This is a genomic window from Paenibacillus sp. Paensp38 (genome assembly GCF_059491915.1).
Map to the genome: position 1 here is coordinate 2788970 of NZ_CP168516.1, position 16514 is coordinate 2805483.

Sequence of the window (16514 nt, forward strand, 5' to 3'; positions counted from 1 at the left end):
TTATGGTTTTTGGAATATTCATGTTAATTATACAGGCAACTTGATAGTTTTTCCAACGTATTCAATTAATCAATAGCGAATATACCGGAATTGAGTATATAGCACTTTTTTTTGTTAAATGCGTAATTTAGGAAGTTTCACCTTCCCCATGACAACTTGATTTTTCAACAATTATAATCTCGTATATTTTTTTCAGGGAGGAATTTACATGGGCTTTTTGATCTTCGTACCACAGCCTTCAGTGTCGAATAGCCTTCCGTGGAACAATGCAAAAAAGCAAAGATTTGGCCAACTGGCTGATCCCCGCTTTTCTATGTCCATTTCCGAAAAACGGCCTTATTCGGGCTTATCCTTCGGCGGCTCATGGACGTTTACTTCTCCAAAAGCTTCAGCACGTTGTCCCAATCACTCGGCAGTCGGATTTTTGCCTATTCTGCCGGCATTTCTTCGTCTTCAAATTGACTCAAAATGAACTTTCCCTTCTGTATCAATGATGACCATAAACAACCAACCCATGCCCTATTTTTTGACTGTAAAGAAGCCATTATTGCATTTCGAATGCAATGTAAGAATATCTAAAAAATAAAATACAGGCGCCATTTCTGGCGCCTGTATTTTATTCCTACCAAGGCGTTTCCGTTTTGTGTTCAATCACTTTCAATACTTTGGGTTCCAGAATCCGTTTCAATATTTCCAGCGTACGATCGTCATCAGTAGCTCCACCATGCGGATCGGCTTGGATTTGTTTTTTTGCCTGCGTACTTGCGATTATGTCCATGACTTGTTGTTTGGAAATCTTTTTAGATGCTGCGATCTCGACGACAGATGCCCCCTTTGCCAATTCTTGTTTCAAGTCTGCTGGACTCATGTGAAGTAAAGAAAAGAGCTCTTCATCGTTTAAAAAGGCATCCGCAGTATAGTCAGGCTTGCCTTTAGTCATGAAAAAGCCTTCCACGGATGGAGCAGGGCCGCCTCCGATCAGAGAAACGCTGATCGTATTCCCTTGAACGAATGCCTGATAAAACGGCGTTGTTGATCCCTTTTCGGTGTAGTTCAATATAAATGTTTTTTGGTCCGGGTTCTGCATCGGCTCCATGTTACATTCGTACTTACTGGAGCTGCCGTACAGTTTGTTAATGAGGTCATCTACTTTCGATTTGATTTCTTGATCGGTTAAGGAGATGACCGGCTTCTCCTGAGGCTCCCAATTCTCTTGGTTCACTTGTTCGATTTCACCCGTGATACCGTTCAAATCAAGTCGGACCTTTTTGCCGTGAGCTCCCTTTTCCTGCAGCACGATGCTTGTTTGAATGGCTTTCCCCTGACTTGTATTCGTGGGGTCTCCTCCAATCTGGCTGGCGTCGATAATTTCAAACGACTTGGTTTCCGGATAAGAGCGATACAACTTTTCAAGCGCTGCTTGGCCAACCGCATCCATCTTGACTTGTTGGGCTGTCATCGGTGTCCTCGTAATCATTTCAATCAGGGGAGGGGCCGCGAATGCCGCGGTTGGAATCATAATTACTGCAGCAACAATGCCGCCGATCAATCGTTTTTTCATCGTTTTTTTGCTCCTTTGCCGTTGTACGTATTGAGAATAGGATTGTTCGATTCGTTTGGAAACAGCCGGGGGACATTCCATGGTCTCTGCCTCTTGGTGCAGGTACTCGCTGATTTGACTTTCAATAGGCATTGTTCTTTTCCATCCTTTCCAACGGGAGATTTCCCAATTGTTTTCGAAGCGACTGCAGGCCGGCATGATATCTGGACTTGACTGTACCCAGCGGAATATCGAGTAATGTCGCAATCTCCTCCAGCGTATAATCGTGATAAAAGCGGAGGATGATCACCGTTCGCTGTTTATCGGTCAGCTTGTGCATGGCCCTCGATATCTCGGGGTCTGTCCCATCCATCCTCAACGTGGGCTGATCCCAATGATACTCTTCCCGAGAAAAGACACGGATGCGTTCGAAAATTCGGAATCTCCTCCAGCTTTTCACCCGGAATCTTTGCACTTGTCGGATGACCAAGCCGTGCAGCCAGAAGTGGAAAGGACGATTCGGATCGTAGTTGGGAAGCGAGGTCCACATTTGCATGTAGATCTCATTCATAATATCTTCGCGATCCTGCGGATGATCCACCAGAAAAGAGACGGTCCGGTAGACATCCTTGTAGGTGGCATCATACAACGTATGAAACGCCTGCTGATCTCCTTCGATCATTTTTGTGAGCACGTGGTACATAGATTCACTTTGCATTCAGAGGGCCCTCCTGAGTAAGCAGCTTACACCCTATATTGTCGCTCGATGGAAAAAAGGTTCGGTTTTTTATGTTTTCGGTTGGGAGCCTATGGATTGTAAGAAGGCGAGCAGCGGCATGAAAGCGTGGAAGACATGTTGTTCTTCCGTCAGACTGCACGGTGAGCTCAAGGAATTAGGCCTTTGCAGGAGCTATCTGATCAAACCCAATAAAGATGAGTTCTGAACAATAAAGTTGAGTTCTAACTGAAAAAAATACAATAAAGTTGTGTTCTCAAAATTAAAGAGACCCGACGGTAGGTTACATCATAAGAACTCTTTTAGAGCAATAAGGGTAATTGATAATTAATTCAAAACTCAATATTATTGTATATGCTCGAATGAAAATGATGATTTTGTGAGACCAAGAACTCTACTTTATTGTCCGTAGAGGGTTACAGAAGAAAACACCATTTTTTTTTACTCTAGGATCTCCAAAAGAAAAAGTGATCGATGTTATGGGTACTTCAACGTCAATCATAGAAACTCATGGTCTATAGCAATAATGAGGTTATACTATAAATCTTAGTTATTGACTGACAGGTTACTTAATCAATTTAGGAGTGGCAATAATGGTGAAACAAAACTTAGAATATATCTCTCAATTGATCTATGACACATACAATATTTCTCTTTTTATTTTCAAGAATAAAAGTCATCGTATTACTAGAAGTGGAAAACAGCTAAGACATCCTCTTTTTGATTCAATAGAAACATTTATAAACAGGCTCATTCAACCTGGCGATCAACAAAACGTTCCTTTGATTAGAATAACAAACTATCTAGAAACGCTCATTGTATTTCATTCATCTTCCACAGAAACGATAATAATCGGACCTTTCACTTCCTTTGAGGTTACCGAGAACACCGTAAATGGTATTATGCATGATCATCAAATATCCTCTAGTTATCAGCAAGAGTTATGCCATTATTACAGTCAATTAGAGCTGTTAAACCAAAAACAAATTGTATCGCTTTGTTCACTCACGTATTTTTTAATCTACCAAGAGCCTATGGATGAAGAAATAGTGAGATCTCAATTAATGAATTTTAACGAAATTGAACCCACTCATATTGAACAAGCAATACGGCATCTTCGTCTGGAAACGTCTTTTCATTTAGACCATAAAACTGAGCAGAAAATATGGCAATATGTGAAAGAAGGCAAGAAGGAAAAGCTGTTACAGCATTTAGAATCAATTGAAATGGAGGGATTGAGTCAACTTTCGAAAAAAAGCCACCTTCGTAACATTAAAAATCAAATCATCATTTATATTGCACTTGCGACGAGGGCAGCTATTGAAGGCGGTCTTTATCCTGAAATTGCCTATACAATGAGCGATATTAGCATTCAAAAAGTTGAAGAAACGTTTGACCTACAAAAAGTTTTATTAATTGGTGATAACTTATTATTTTCATTAGTTGACCGTATGAATGAAAATAGGGAAAGTGCACATTCTAAGGCTGTGAATACTTGTAAAAACTATATATTCAATCATATATTTGAACAAATTTCGATAAAGGATTTAGCAGACCTCGTCCATTTAAATCCAGTTTATTTATCGCAGCTCTTTAAAAAAGAAACAAACAAACCTATCGGAAAATATATCCAAGAAGAAAAAATAAAAGAAGCACAAAAATTATTGATCCAAACGGACTATTCTGTAGCCGACATTTGTATGTTGCTTCATTTCAATAACCAAAGCCACTTTTCAAGCCTATTTAAAAAATTTACGGGTGTAACACCAAATCAGTACCGAAAAAATACACTCAATCATTAATTGATTGTTCACGAAAAAAACTGCTAATCCATTGCAGATTAGCAGTTTTTTCTTATTAGATGCGTCTATCTCTCCATTAACCCATACCTATTAATAGCATAGATCGCAATATGCACCATCTATTTCATTTAAGGTATTAAGCGTTAATAATGACACCGCCATCTACATTGATTGTTTGTCCCGTAATGTGTCTAGAGTCTTCACTCGCTAAAAACAGTACGACAGGTGCAATATCCTCGTAAGGCGTGCCAAATCTTCTTATAGCAGTTTGTGAGAAACCTAAATAAAGTGGATCTCGTTGACCTTCAGGCATTTGGTCTAAATATGCTTGAATCGCATCTGTAATGGCACCTGGGTTTACGACATTTACATTAATATTGTCAGGTCCCCATTCACGCGCAGCTACTCTCGAAAGACCACGAATTGCTTCTTTAATCGCTGCATATGCTGCATAGCCTTCTTGTCCTTCATTCCCACTTCCAGAGCCAAAGTTAATGATTTTACCACCATTTTCTTTCAGGTATGGATAGCAAAGTTTCATAAAGTCCCATGTTGTAACAAGACCCGTCTGGTAGCTTCGTTCTAGAGTCTCCCGCGTATGATCTAAGAACGAATGAGGTGGCTCAATCGCCATCGCTAAATTTACTAAAATATCTACAGTTTGATATTGTGCAACCGTATCGGAAATAAATGCTGTTGACTCTTTAAGATCAGTAGCATCAAATGCTTTTGCAAATACATCTGCACCTTTGCTTTTACATAATTCAGTAGTTTCGTTAAGCCCTTCTGCATTGATATCACATAATGCCAATTTAGCACCTTCTTCTGCAAAACGAAGTGCAATATATTTACCTAATCCGCCACCTGCCCCAGTAATAACAGCAACTTTTCCAACTATTTTGTTCATAATGTCTTCTCCTTCTTTGCTAACAATTGCTTTAAAATCGATGAAGTAGCCTGTTAGTCAATAACAAAGATTTGTAGTACGGTTTCATTTTAAGCAAATTTTTTAGTGTAAAATATGCATTTTTAAAGATTTTTATAAGGATTTATAGGATGTTTACTTTTTGTTATTTCAAAATATTTAATTTATTTTATCAGGGTTACGTAAGACAATTGAAAGTGCAATTCGTAATGGAAAAGTAAAATCCAGTTTGGAAACAATCAATAATACTCCTGTTTTTAAAATCTTATTTTTGTGCTTAACGATGTAAATGCAATACCTAGAGTCATCCCTTATACCACAATCGGGCGCATTTGTGGAGTAACGCAGGATGAGTACTATTTTTTCTAATGAATAAATTTAAAATTATGGAATTTAGTACACAACTTTATTGTATGTACACACTATCAGCACCAAATATTAAGTTGGCTATAATTTTGTATATAAATCTGTTGGAGTGTAATGGACATGGCCGCAACCAATTTTAGAACTGAAAAATTACTAAAGGAGCTGGAGGCTCTTTTCCAAAATTGATTGAGTCACTTGCAGAGTAAATGGGATCAGAACACCAGACCACTTCAACCTTGAAGTGGTCTTTTTTGTATAGAGAAGAATCTTAAGCTCTACAGGAATGTTTAGCGCAACAAGGCAGCTGATCCATGAGTCTGTGGTCAGCCAATCTATGGATGGAAACTTTTTCAAGTCCACCCGCGTCTAACATACAAATAGAGATTGCTGGTATGCATTCGGAAAGAACGTTGCCATCATGAGAACAGGAGTGGATACTATGAAAAAGCTTCTATGCACATTCGCCGTCATCGGTGCATTATCCGTCGGTACAACCGCGTTCGCCACCGTGGATATTGGCATTACGGTGAGGAGCAAGCCGATCGCGACCGACAGTCCCCCCATCTACGATCAGGGACTGGTGCTCGTGCCGATCCGAGCTGTCTCCGAAGCACTGGGCGCCGCCGTCGATTGGGATGCGAAAACGGACACCGTGGTCGTCCGAAAATGGTCGCAGACGATTAAGCTGACCGTCGGGAAGAAGACGGCCGCGACCGAGACGTTTGGGAATAACTCGTCCTCGTCGGGTCCGATTTCGCTCGACGTGCCAGCGAAGGCCGTCCATAATCGCGTCTATGTGCCTCTGCGCTTCGTCTCCGAGCAGTACGGCTACAAGGTGGAATGGAAAAACAACACTGTCGCCATCGAGTCGCCACTCTCCGATAAGCAGCGGGACGCGCTCTATACCGGCGATCTGGCCGCAAGCAGGAATCTGGCCATGGAAGCGATGTTCTCTGGAACCCATTACGAGCATACGCCACTGCGGACGCTCCACGAATCCGAGGACTACAGCACCGCCTTCCTCTTTCCCGAAGGAGAGGCACTCCGCTTCTTCACCATCGAGGGCAACGAGACGGCGACCTATTACGAATACAAGGACGATTTCCTTGTCGCGACATGGCAGGCCCATTTTGACGGAAGCATTGGAGATAGCTTTCAACTGCTGCTGGAGGAAAAGCTGAAGGACCGTACGGGTCGGACGCCGAAAATCGACAAGCCGCTGGTATTCTACAGCAGAGGCATTGCCGGAGATTCCAGCACGGAGGAAAGCGGCCTGATCGGACTGGACGGGAAGGTCACCCGGATCGGCTTCGAGCATACAGTCGGCGGTTCCGTGACCGACTCGTCTGGAAAGCTAACCGTGACGCAGCCGGACGAGGTGCGCAAGGAGGTCGTTCCCATCCCGCAAAATTAACAGCCTCAACGGATGTTCAAGTCTATTGCTCCTATCAGGAGGCGCCAGTAGGCAAAAAGGGATGGGATAAGATTATAAGTTCTTGTCCTTTTCGGGTACCGATTCATGTCTTGGGAAAGAACATGTATCACGATAAAAACAAAAATCCGCGAAATCCGCGAACCCGATACGTAATATGTTCTTTTCCTCCGACACATCCGTCAGGAGCATCGGAGAATTAACTGAATAGACCAGTGAATCTTGGCGTTTAACATGATTTTTTCGGATAAAAAATAAGTTGGGGCTACCGTGTGGCGCAGCCTCTTCGAAGTTAAACTAACGTTCTCCGTTAGCTTAGTCTTTTCTCAGGTTTTGAACAGGTTGTCCCCGTACTATGAATTTCTTAACATCTGTAGACTGGAATTGCTTAATAAAGCGGGTATTATCTCGTGAACGCGCACCGGATTTTGATGTTAGTCTTGTCTCTGCTCAATGCTCAAAAGGTCGACAATAGACTTGACATAGGAACGGGCGAGTCCACTTGTCATCGAGATGTGAACACCACCTGTTCCAAGCTTCTCTAAGAAGCCTTCGTTCATGACGACGCTTTCGACAGATGCATCATCCCATAAAATGGTTGCAACAATTCCCCTGCTCATTACTGTCTCAACCGGCCGGGACGCCAGCTGTGCGCCCTGAGCAACTAGGAAAAAATTAATGCTACTCTCTTACCTTGAACCAGCGCTCGAAGCGTTCGATGTTGGCCTGTAAATCAGCGCGGAATTGCTGTAACCCACCGATCTTCTGGTCAGCCTCTGCGAGATGCTACCGCAGGATAGAGAGGACTTTCTGCTTAGGTTGTACTCCACTAGGGTCAATGAAATAGAGATCAATAACGTCCCTTATTTCTTCCAGGCTGGCGGTTGATGTTGGTTTGCAGCATAGTACAGAATATAATGACTGGGCTCCTTTCATGCTCATTGAAAGTGTAAAAGAGCCTTATACTTTTAAGCCACGCTTTGAGCCTGATCAAGAAGTACAAATGAAATTTTATGTCCCTTCTGACTACAAGATCGACAAGACTATAATGACGGATCATACATTAGAAGAGTTCGTTGGGCTACATCCTACATTGGTAAAGATTCAGAAGATAATATTCCTTGGCGAAACAGTCAAACCTATGATTATTGTTCTATGCCACGGAGTAAAGTTGTAGTGGATTACGTACATGGAGGAGAGGAAACAGATAATATATTTTTAGATTGAATTCCGTGAGGGGCTGCTAGCCCCTCTCTTTTAAGGAGGATATTTTTATGGGAAAGATGTTGTTCAGAATTATGCTTATAGGTGCATTGTTTCTTTGTTTTTCTCTACCCTATATAGGAAAAATGTCAGCTCAGAGTATAACTCCAAACACTCCATTTTTGAAGATTAACAATTACTATGTCTTGTTCACAGCCCCCAAAGCACCTTATATTGATCAGAATAATCGCTATATGGTACCTTTGAGATCCATAAATGATTTGTTGGGAGGACAGACTACGTTTAACCCAACTTCTAATACGGCTACAATTAAGTTTGGAACACACAAGGTTGAGTTTAAAATGAACTCCACTGAGATTGTTACCGACTCGAGCTCGTCCGTGATGGATACCGTCCCTGTGCTTTATAAAAATGCGATGTTTGTCCCTTTAGGGGTACTTACTAAGCACTTAGACATACACCAGGAATGGGATCAGCAAAATAAACTGTATTCCCTCTCTGGGAAAGAATTAATGAAGACACCTATGATGGAGAATGTAGAAGATTTGGATCATTTTAGAGAACAAGTGGATAATGAAAATGCATTCCAGTTGTTATCGTACAAATTGACCATGGGAGAAAAAATTCATCTGGCCATTACAGCTAAGAATATGACAGGGAAAAAGATTAGTGAGGGCATTGAAGATTTAAATACCACTTTTATTTTTTCTGACAATAGCACGGCCGGGGAAAATAGAAATCGTAAAAGGCCCAGTATAGATAAGGATGAAATTGTAACTCGCGAAGATGACATAGATTATGTGAAAACAATAGAGAATAATAAAATTATCAAACATGAACTGTCGTATATTCTCTTTAAGGGCAGAACGCTAAAGACTCACAAGTAAAAAAGTACTTTTACTTGTAGAGTGGAATGGGTCAATAGTAAAGCTGATCCTAGAAAGGATCAGCTTTACTATTAAATATTAGATTTGTAGTTTCAAATTCCTTACGTTCATAAAAATACCCCAACCTACTCCATTGTCAATTAGGGACAAACTTGATAAATAGTGATTGCTTTCTCCGTTCCGAACGGCGTTTTACTTGACTGATTATTTATGTATTAGAAAGTTTATCAAGAGTATGTCTATATTTTCGACTGCCTTCTTTATTCTGGGGTGTTATCATGACGATCATCATTTTTATTCATATAATCCTCCTCGTGCAAATCTTCGTTTATAAAATAAAAATGCTGACTGTACTGAACCACGACTTGTTCTAAACCAAACCTTTTACCAGCCAACAAATTCGCAATCCACGCACTCATATAGAGTGCGACGACAGCGAAAATGAAGGAATTAATACCCTAATGATATCAATTCCATGCATTTTCGAAAAAAACGATGCCAAACAAGCTTGAATCCACTATCGACTTCTATCAAAAAAATTAATTCGAATCCATTTCGACAAATTTCGAGGTGCGAAGGATCCAGGTTTTTTATGTGAGCTTCACATTCGCACCGTAACCAAGACAATACACTCAGGATACCACAAAACATTTCTCTGTCCCAGACAATGCTCTATTTCTAAAACAATAACGACTCTGCCCCATCAATGACAATTTGTGCGCCAGTAATATGACGCGAATGATCTGAGGCCAAAAATGTTACCAAATCAGCTACCTGCTCGGGTTGACCTGGTCCATCAGCCAACGGTTGTCCTCCTTCGGGAAACTTGACGGGGATGGTAATTTGCTTTAACCCTTCCGACTTCTCCGTGGTTTCATCAATATTCGTCGAAATGGCACCCGGATAGATGACATTGACACGAATACGAAACTTAGCCAGCTCCAGCGCAGCCATTTTAGCAAAACCAGTTTGACCCGCCTTCGATGTGCTGTAGGCTGACATCCCAAAGCTGGTAAAGCGCTGATTTCCATTAATGGAACTGGTAATAATAATGCTGCCGCCACCGTTCTTTTTCAAATGTGGAATTGTATACTTCACCGTCAGGAAGGTACCGTCCAGATTCGTGGACAATGTTTGCCGCCAATCCTCAATGCTCAGATCCTCGATCGGTCCGACGACCCCGTTAATCCCCGCATTAGCAAAAATGATATGCAGACCGCCAAATAATTCAACCGCTTCCAGAACTGCTTTTTCCACACGCACCGGATCGGCAATGTCCACGTCAAATGCCCGCGCTGACCCTTCACGTATAGCATTAATTTCTCTTTCTGTCTCCAAAATACGCTCATTACTTACGTCAAAAAGAGCGACATTCGCTCCTTCTCTAGCCATTTGAATGGCCGTTGCCTTGCCAATGCCAGAACCAGCCCCCGTGATCAGAGCCGTTTTTCCTTCAAAGCGTGCGCCTCCTGCATATGTGTAGCTCATATGTATCGCTCCCTTTCAGTAATCTGTATAATCACAAGATTACCCAAAAGGATATACTTTATAATCACCATTTTTGCGCATTTTTTGCTATTCCTTTGCGATATTTAAGAAAAGTACGAATATTACGCGCATTAGCGCGTCTTTCCTTCTCCTCCTCGTTACATTCTATAAATATCTTAACGAATCGTAATGTTCTATGTATTCATCAAAAAAAGGACGTATACATCCATATCCATGGTTGTATAACGTCCTTTTGCTTATTCATTTACCACTGCAGCTCAATAAATGCAGCATCATCATCAAGTCCCCCGGTATGGGATGCATCCAGCAGTACCTGTATCTGCTCATCAGGGACAGGCTCGCGAATGGGGTCCAAATCGGATAAACCGTCCGTATATACCTGTAATCTCATCGGCATATCTGCGGGAATGCTTCTTTCATACCAATGAGGCTTCCCTCCAATCGGCCCACGACTTGTGGACCAGCGCTCCGCTGTAGAGAAGGTATGATCGAACAGCTCGCTGATTTCTTCGGCATCGTTCCATAGTCGCAAACGTGAATCCCCTTGCCAGGCAAGTCGGAGACGGCCACGGCTGCCACGCTTCGGCAGTTCGATTTTACCGCAAATATACATGGACTGGCTACCCTGACGACGTTTATCTTCCAATACCGAACGCATTAGGCCTGATTCGTGATCCAAAGGCTGCCGATCCAGTTCTTCTGCCGCTGTACCTGCCAAACGTTCAAGGTACACTCTCAATTGATCAGCAGACAGATCTTGTCCCCGTTCCATCCAATCCAGTAAAGAAGAACCCAGATAGCGGGCCGCAAAATCTCCTCGGTAACTGAGCCCGACACCATCACACAAGACAAAACAACAGACGGATTTATGAATACGTACTGCGGCGAAATCCTGTCCGCTTTCTCCCATACTGGCAGATTCGGCAGACCTTCCATAGCCATAACGACACATAAAACGACTGTGATGAGATGATAAAGGCTGATCGCCTGTCTGAGAGCTTATGTAAGCAAATTGCTGAGTCAGCCTTGCATTCATTCCCTTTTTTTTGCTCACGGGGAGCAGGGACAGCGGTGGATTCATGCTTTTACCTCCTTACCGTACAGGCGTTGCGGCCGACATTTGGAACCCAATGGACACCAGTTCCGCACAGGTTCCGGGTAGCATCATAATGGCTCCTTCACCTAACTGATAATCTGCCTCAAATAGCATTTCCCGATAGCTTTCAGGCAGCACAGAAGACATATCACGCAATTTCACAGCATGTTCATCCTGCAACGGCGTATTATGTGTTAGACCTTTCCAGCGACGGGGGTCCTGAATAGGCGTTTCCAGCAACCTGTCGGATAAAAATATATTTTCCACCAGTACATTACCGTCCGGTACGCTCATGCTCATAATACGCTTCGCAATCGGTTCCGGATCATCACCTGTGGAAACTCCATCTGTCATATGACAGACCAAAGGTGCAGGACAGTCCTGCATCCCTGGTAATTCCGCTTGCAAAATACGCTCAGCTTGCAAGAAGGCCTTTGCTGAATCTGAAAACCGTTTGGGTGTCAAATCGGGCAACGAACCAATGGCCGCGATTTCATCAATTCCCTTGACACCATTCAGCAGGTCATACACATCGTCACTATAAGCCAAAATCGCAATCCGATAGCGCGCTGTCAGCCGATTTCCTTTGGTTGATCGAAAAACCATCTGCCGGATCGCCAACGATATAGCTTCATATACAACGTCAATACGCCGCCGCCCCTCCATCAGCATGTTCATCGACGCGCTGATGTCAATCAGGTAAATGATCAGGGCGGGAGTGCGTTGTGAAGCCTGTATTGTATAATTCATGGTTTGTACATGCTCCCCTCAGTTACCTTCTATCTCCATCTGTTTCGTATCTATCATTCCGCCTATATATAAACATATGAAATATTAAATTTTAGGCAGTCTAAAATTCGTATCTCCTAAAAAATTATAAATAGAGGAGGCCCGATATCCTACTTCACCTACCGAACGATAATAAGAAGGATTACTATCATATAGTGTTCTAAAACGCTTCGCAAAGCTCTTTGCCTTCGCAGCGCTGCCACCTTCCTGAGAGGCATACGCCTTGTTGTACAGGGAAATAAGCTGAAGAACGTTCTCCTTGTTTCGTGCATGCATGGACTCTTTTTGCTTTTGTTCCGCCTCGGCTGCTGCCTTACGAGCTGCCTCTTCCTGGGCGGCACGAGCTTCCTGCTCTTTTTTCAAAGCCAAGTATTTTTCATACTTTGCCTGTTGATCATACGCTTTTTGCTTCGCCAACTTGGCAGCCGCCTGCTTATTTTGTTCCTTTTGAGCGAGATAAGCTTCATATTTAACCTGTTGAGCGATAAGGGCTTGCTGTTTCTTCTGCTCTTCCTGTTGCTTTTGAGCAGCAAGTGCCTGTTGTTTGGTCTGCTGTTCCGCTTCCTGTCGTTGTTTCTCCGTCAGCAATTTTTGAGCCGCTTTCTGCTCGGCTGCCAGCTTTTCCTCGGCCGCCTTTGCAGCCTTCGCTGCCTCTTCCTGCTTGGCTGCCTCGATTTGCCGCTGATTGGACTGATCTGCAAGAATATTCACGGCTGGGATTCCAGCTGCCAATAGAACGACTGCGGCCGCAGTTGTCACGATAAACGCTTTGGAGCGATACCAGGCTTTTGTTTTTTCAGGTTGCTCTGGCGTCATGGGATTCAACTGCTCCTCTAGTCCTGTGATCGCAGCTGACACCTCCACATGCAAAGGACTGCCGTCTTCTACAAAATGATACAACGACCGGTATACTTCCAGCGCTGCAGCAGGTTTGTTTTGCTGCTCCAAATCACGTGCCTGTCGGAACAGCTTGTCCGTTACCCCACGCTCTCCTTGCTCCAGGGCGGCCTGATTTAGCAGTGCAGCCTGTTCAGTCTTGAGCGGTGCAGGCGCTGACAAAGAGGATGCAGCTTCACTGGAAAGGCCACCCACCGCTGCCGATTCTATTGTTTCTGTCGCAGCAGGTTCCGGTTCTATAGCCTCAACTGAAATTTCCTGCTCAGTAACCGCATTAAGTACAACCAGCCATTCGCCAAAAGTAGGGCAACTGCTTAAATCCTGACTATCCCAAGCACGGCTGAACAATTCTACCACCTTGCTGCCCCAACGAGATTCCAGCGATTTTCGTAAAATAAAATAACGTTCGCAAGGCGTCTGCATTTCATGCTGATCAAAATAACTTTCGCCCCACGCTTTGTCGACTACTACACGGTCAGACCAGCCTAACATTTCTCCTATAATGATTGCCCCTGCAAAACGGTCTGCATACGCACTCCACAACCCGCTGTGGACGGTACGATGGGCGGCATACCCTGGCGAACCTGCCAATAGAGCGTCTGGACGATCCATTTTAGTACTATACATTTGTTCCACGTCCACCAATTCCACAGCTGACGTGCCTTCAGGCAGTTCCACTTCAGAAAAAAACGGAAGCATCACATTCGGCGCCGATAAATCACAGTGCGCCAATCCTTTTTGCTCCATAGCTGAACCGATCCCTGCCAATGCTCTGGCTAAAGCCAGACTATCGGAAGCCTCAAGCTGACGCTGATCTGTGAGACAATCGAACCATGTCATACCGTGAACCCATGGCATCAGTACCGCATACAGCAAATCAGGCTGCTCGGCAATCAGACTTCCGTTTCTTTCTGGAGTGAGCACATCACGCTTGCATACCTGCAAACCGGGAATATCCCCGTATGCTTCCATATGCTCAGATTGATAAACCATAGCCGGGATGCGGAACTTCGGAAAAAACACCTTAAGGGCTTTTGCCTCATGTGGCGCTCCGTTTTTGGCATTTAGCTGGTATACAATTCCCTGACGCCCTGCTTGAGCATAGGCTAAACCGGGTGCAGCGGGATGTCGTCCAACCACATAAGCTGTGCCGTTTATGATCAATTCGTCTCCCGGATTCGGTTGAAAAGACATGAAACATCCCTCTCCTTACATCATTCAGTATGCTAGTTTTCCTCACCTTATTATATACATCTATGGATGGCAAGAAAACCGGGTATCCGAAGATCGCCCGGTTTTTCCTGAACATCCTGTGCCAAACCGTGAGGAATGGCTCACATATTGCTTCTTAATAGAGTGGTATATGATAAGTTAATGCCTATCAGGCAAGACAACTTATTTCGTTTGGTCAACCGTGCGGAATTTGTTAGCGATAGCTGTCAATTCTTGACTGATGCTGTTCAAAGTCGTTACGAAAGCTTGCATTTGTTTGCTAGCTTCCTGAAACTCTTGGAAGAAGCGTTGTTTAGTCATACCTTCCCATTGACCTTCCATACCTGAGATGGACTGTGTCAAACTGGAAACGATCTGCTGGCTTTGCTCACCACTTTGTTTAAATTGGTTAGCCACCTGATCAACCTGTTCTGGGGTAATTAAAATGCGTCCTGCCATTTTTTGAGTCCTCCTTGATGATAAATAATGTTTTTGTTTATCTGGTTCAAATTGTACTATGGCTATTTAATTCCCTACAAAAGGCAAAGGACCTAATTGTAACAATCCCACTTTTTAACTATAAAACAGCACCTAACAGTATAATATTAACAAAAAAACACCTAATAAGTCCCATAAAGCCGGGAATTGTGGAACGAGCTCAAGTAATTTTGCAATCGATCCAGATTGTCCCGGAACGCGATCCCAACTAAGCGACAGGCTGATCTCTTACTGTAGACGGATCAGTAAAATACCAATCCTGCGGACTGCTAGAAGACGCCTGCATCAGAATATCCTGATGCAACGTTTCTACATCCGAAGACTGTACACCAGAAATGGCATGTACGACAGACTGCGGGTTAGAAATCAGGCTGCTTCCTTCCGAAGCTTGCCCAGGCAGAATAGACGGTGATTGCTGATTCGACCAATCGAGCATCGTGACGGGTCGTCCCAATGGTTGGCTGGCAAATGACAGTATCGTTTGATAGTTGTGGTCAACAGACTGAAACTGCTCTGCCTTTCGGTTCAGTTGTGTACCTGATGTATGGAGGTAAGCATGGATCTGTTCTGACATCCGCTTGGCCTGCATCCAATGATTCAAGATCGCCTCGCGTGCAGATACATCCCAATCCAGCGATTGTAACGCCTGCTCCAAACCTGCTGTTAACTGTTGAATTTGCTCCGCCGCATGCTGTAGCTGCCCGCTAAGCCCCCGAAGCACATCCGGTTCAACTCGAATGCGCATATCCATCACCCTTCTTCTGTCACTTCTTCATTCACTGCCGACTGTTTCAACCAATTTAATAATAAATCCACAAACTGATCTCTTGAAGCCATAGCTGCAATCAGCCAGTCCCCGTTACCACTAGAGCTCATCCGAAATATCCAGTTCATTGCAGGACACAGGACAAAGGCTGCCCGTTGTGATTCCCACTCCCTGCCGTTCCAAACCAGCAATTGCAGTTCTCCCTCAGCTACACGGGAACTCAAAGACTGAGCCAGTCTTGCAGACCCCTCTGCATCTCCGCTAGCCTCGGTCAGTTTACTGCTGATCAAAGACACACTTTCCCCTGCCGATTGCTCGTAAATTTTATTAAACGCCTGCTTGGAGAACATTAGTGCGGGGGATTCAGGCACAAGTCGATCTACCCAACCCATTTTATCAATCAATGTCTCGCAAGCCTTTTCCACATTACCCAGATCGTACAATCGATACTCATCGGGTTCATCAGCGGATTTCACGAGTTCCACTACACGCTCGTTCGTGCAATGGAGATAGCCTTCAAATTGCTTACCTCCCCGCACATAGCGTATACGGCAAGCCCTGTTGGATAATCCCGCGATAGCGACTCTTGAAAAAACAGTAGGAGGCATTGCTAGCTCTTTGCCCTTATCTACCCGCTTTAGATAACCCTTTTCCAAAAGAGTAGCTTTTACTTGCTCCCACTCTTCCGCCAACTCCTCTGCTAGATAGCCCTTAAACGGATCTTCCACCCCAAGCAGTCGGTCAGAACCCAATACGCCTGCCAGAAAAAACAGTTCCTTCGCCTTGAGGGTTATTAACTTCTGCTTGGAAGCTTGAAACGTTAACATTATGAGCC

At 43.8% G+C, this 16514-nt stretch carries 15 protein-coding genes; 4 read left to right on the forward strand and 11 right to left on the reverse strand.

The annotated features are described in order from the left end of the window. Positions 1-208: 208 nt before the first annotated feature. Positions 209-472, forward strand: coding sequence for a hypothetical protein (locus ACEN8J_RS11945; RefSeq protein ID WP_029517073.1), 264 nt, complete (start codon positions 209-211; stop codon positions 470-472). A 150-nt stretch (positions 473-622) separates the two neighbouring features. Here the strand turns inward: ACEN8J_RS11945 and ACEN8J_RS11950 are convergent, their stop codons facing one another. Together ACEN8J_RS11950 and ACEN8J_RS11955 are read right to left on the reverse strand one after the other, a co-directional pair. Continuing rightward, entirely contained in the window at positions 623-1693 is a 1071-nt protein-coding gene (locus ACEN8J_RS11950; RefSeq protein ID WP_342435061.1) for a hypothetical protein, read from the reverse strand. Beyond that, on the reverse strand, positions 1683-2258 hold the full coding sequence (locus ACEN8J_RS11955) for a sigma-70 family RNA polymerase sigma factor (protein ID WP_341039267.1): 576 nt from the start codon (positions 2256-2258) through the stop codon (positions 1683-1685). Before ACEN8J_RS11955 ends, ACEN8J_RS11950 begins: the two co-directional genes overlap by 11 nt. 611 nt (positions 2259-2869) lie before the next feature. On the opposite strand from ACEN8J_RS11955, the gene ACEN8J_RS11960 reads away from it, so the two are divergent. Then, on the forward strand, positions 2870-4078 hold the full coding sequence (locus tag ACEN8J_RS11960; protein WP_342435060.1) for a helix-turn-helix domain-containing protein: 1209 nt from the start codon (positions 2870-2872) through the stop codon (positions 4076-4078). A 136-nt stretch (positions 4079-4214) separates the two neighbouring features. Here ACEN8J_RS11960 and ACEN8J_RS11965 read toward each other — a convergent pair whose 3' ends face one another. Further along, complete coding sequence (locus tag ACEN8J_RS11965; RefSeq protein ID WP_069011427.1) at positions 4215-4985, reverse strand: SDR family NAD(P)-dependent oxidoreductase; 771 nt, start codon at positions 4983-4985, stop codon at positions 4215-4217. An 823-nt stretch (positions 4986-5808) separates the two neighbouring features. On the opposite strand from ACEN8J_RS11965, the gene ACEN8J_RS11970 reads away from it, so the two are divergent. Next, positions 5809-6783, forward strand: coding sequence for a stalk domain-containing protein (locus ACEN8J_RS11970; protein ID WP_342435059.1), 975 nt, complete (start codon positions 5809-5811; stop codon positions 6781-6783). Between the two features lie 452 nt (positions 6784-7235). Here the strand turns inward: ACEN8J_RS11970 and ACEN8J_RS11975 are convergent, their stop codons facing one another. Beyond that, on the reverse strand, positions 7236-7421 hold the full coding sequence (locus ACEN8J_RS11975) for a hypothetical protein (protein ID WP_069011426.1): 186 nt from the start codon (positions 7419-7421) through the stop codon (positions 7236-7238). A gap of 654 nt (positions 7422-8075) precedes the next feature. Between ACEN8J_RS11975 and ACEN8J_RS11980 the strand changes: the two genes are divergently transcribed. Next, the gene (locus ACEN8J_RS11980) at positions 8076-8912 is read left to right on the forward strand and encodes a copper amine oxidase N-terminal domain-containing protein (RefSeq protein ID WP_449292711.1); all 837 of its coding nucleotides are present in this window, start codon (positions 8076-8078) and stop codon (positions 8910-8912) included. A 678-nt stretch (positions 8913-9590) separates the two neighbouring features. Here ACEN8J_RS11980 and ACEN8J_RS11985 read toward each other — a convergent pair. The 7 genes from ACEN8J_RS11985 to ACEN8J_RS12015 form a co-directional block, all read right to left on the reverse strand. Next, a complete protein-coding gene (locus ACEN8J_RS11985; RefSeq protein ID WP_023988269.1) occupies positions 9591-10400 on the reverse strand; it encodes an SDR family oxidoreductase in 810 nt (269 codons plus the stop codon). Positions 10401-10665: 265 nt separating this feature from the next. Next, positions 10666-11502: a hypothetical protein gene (locus ACEN8J_RS11990; protein ID WP_340932003.1), complete on the reverse strand. Its 837-nt coding sequence runs from the start codon at positions 11500-11502 to the stop codon at positions 10666-10668. A gap of 12 nt (positions 11503-11514) precedes the next feature. Next, positions 11515-12267 (reverse strand): vWA domain-containing protein, encoded by a 753-nt coding sequence (locus tag ACEN8J_RS11995; RefSeq protein WP_013309992.1) that lies wholly within the window; start codon positions 12265-12267, stop codon positions 11515-11517. A gap of 84 nt (positions 12268-12351) precedes the next feature. Next, on the reverse strand, positions 12352-14397 hold the full coding sequence (locus ACEN8J_RS12000; protein WP_341039262.1) for a serine/threonine-protein kinase: 2046 nt from the start codon (positions 14395-14397) through the stop codon (positions 12352-12354). A gap of 201 nt (positions 14398-14598) precedes the next feature. Continuing rightward, positions 14599-14874, reverse strand: a complete 276-nt coding sequence (locus ACEN8J_RS12005; RefSeq protein WP_013309990.1) for a WXG100 family type VII secretion target — start codon at positions 14872-14874, stop codon at positions 14599-14601. A gap of 247 nt (positions 14875-15121) precedes the next feature. Then, positions 15122-15658 carry a WXG100 family type VII secretion target gene (locus tag ACEN8J_RS12010; protein WP_029517064.1) on the reverse strand — a complete coding sequence of 179 codons (537 nt, stop codon included), beginning with the start codon at positions 15656-15658 and terminating at the stop codon, positions 15122-15124. Between the two features lie 5 nt (positions 15659-15663). After that, positions 15664-16506, reverse strand: a complete 843-nt coding sequence (locus ACEN8J_RS12015; protein ID WP_029517063.1) for a hypothetical protein — start codon at positions 16504-16506, stop codon at positions 15664-15666. Between the last annotated feature and the right edge of the window lie 8 nt (positions 16507-16514).

Bases quoted from the DNA above. Each gene is read 5' to 3' on its own strand.
- ACEN8J_RS12010 (WP_029517064.1), bottom strand. From the start codon at position 15,658: ATGCGCATTCGAGTTGAACCGGATGTGCTTCGGGGGCTTAGCGGGCAG.
- ACEN8J_RS12005 (WP_013309990.1), bottom strand. From the start codon at position 14,874: ATGGCAGGACGCATTTTAATTACCCCAGAACAGGTTGATCAGGTGGCT.
- ACEN8J_RS11990 (WP_340932003.1), bottom strand. From the start codon at position 11,502: ATGAATCCACCGCTGTCCCTGCTCCCCGTGAGCAAAAAAAAGGGAATG.
- ACEN8J_RS11975 (WP_069011426.1), bottom strand. From the start codon at position 7,421: ATGAGCAGGGGAATTGTTGCAACCATTTTATGGGATGATGCATCTGTC.
- ACEN8J_RS11995 (WP_013309992.1), bottom strand. From the start codon at position 12,267: ATGAATTATACAATACAGGCTTCACAACGCACTCCCGCCCTGATCATT.
- ACEN8J_RS11960 (WP_342435060.1), top strand. From the start codon at position 2,870: ATGGTGAAACAAAACTTAGAATATATCTCTCAATTGATCTATGACACA.
- ACEN8J_RS11955 (WP_341039267.1), bottom strand. From the start codon at position 2,258: ATGCAAAGTGAATCTATGTACCACGTGCTCACAAAAATGATCGAAGGA.
- ACEN8J_RS11965 (WP_069011427.1), bottom strand. From the start codon at position 4,985: ATGAACAAAATAGTTGGAAAAGTTGCTGTTATTACTGGGGCAGGTGGC.
- ACEN8J_RS11950 (WP_342435061.1), bottom strand. From the start codon at position 1,693: ATGCCTATTGAAAGTCAAATCAGCGAGTACCTGCACCAAGAGGCAGAG.
- ACEN8J_RS11985 (WP_023988269.1), bottom strand. From the start codon at position 10,400: ATGAGCTACACATATGCAGGAGGCGCACGCTTTGAAGGAAAAACGGCT.
- ACEN8J_RS12015 (WP_029517063.1), bottom strand. From the start codon at position 16,506: ATGTTAACGTTTCAAGCTTCCAAGCAGAAGTTAATAACCCTCAAGGCG.
- ACEN8J_RS11980 (WP_449292711.1), top strand. From the start codon at position 8,076: ATGGGAAAGATGTTGTTCAGAATTATGCTTATAGGTGCATTGTTTCTT.
- ACEN8J_RS11945 (WP_029517073.1), top strand. From the start codon at position 209: ATGGGCTTTTTGATCTTCGTACCACAGCCTTCAGTGTCGAATAGCCTT.
- ACEN8J_RS11970 (WP_342435059.1), top strand. From the start codon at position 5,809: ATGAAAAAGCTTCTATGCACATTCGCCGTCATCGGTGCATTATCCGTC.
- ACEN8J_RS12000 (WP_341039262.1), bottom strand. From the start codon at position 14,397: ATGTCTTTTCAACCGAATCCGGGAGACGAATTGATCATAAACGGCACA.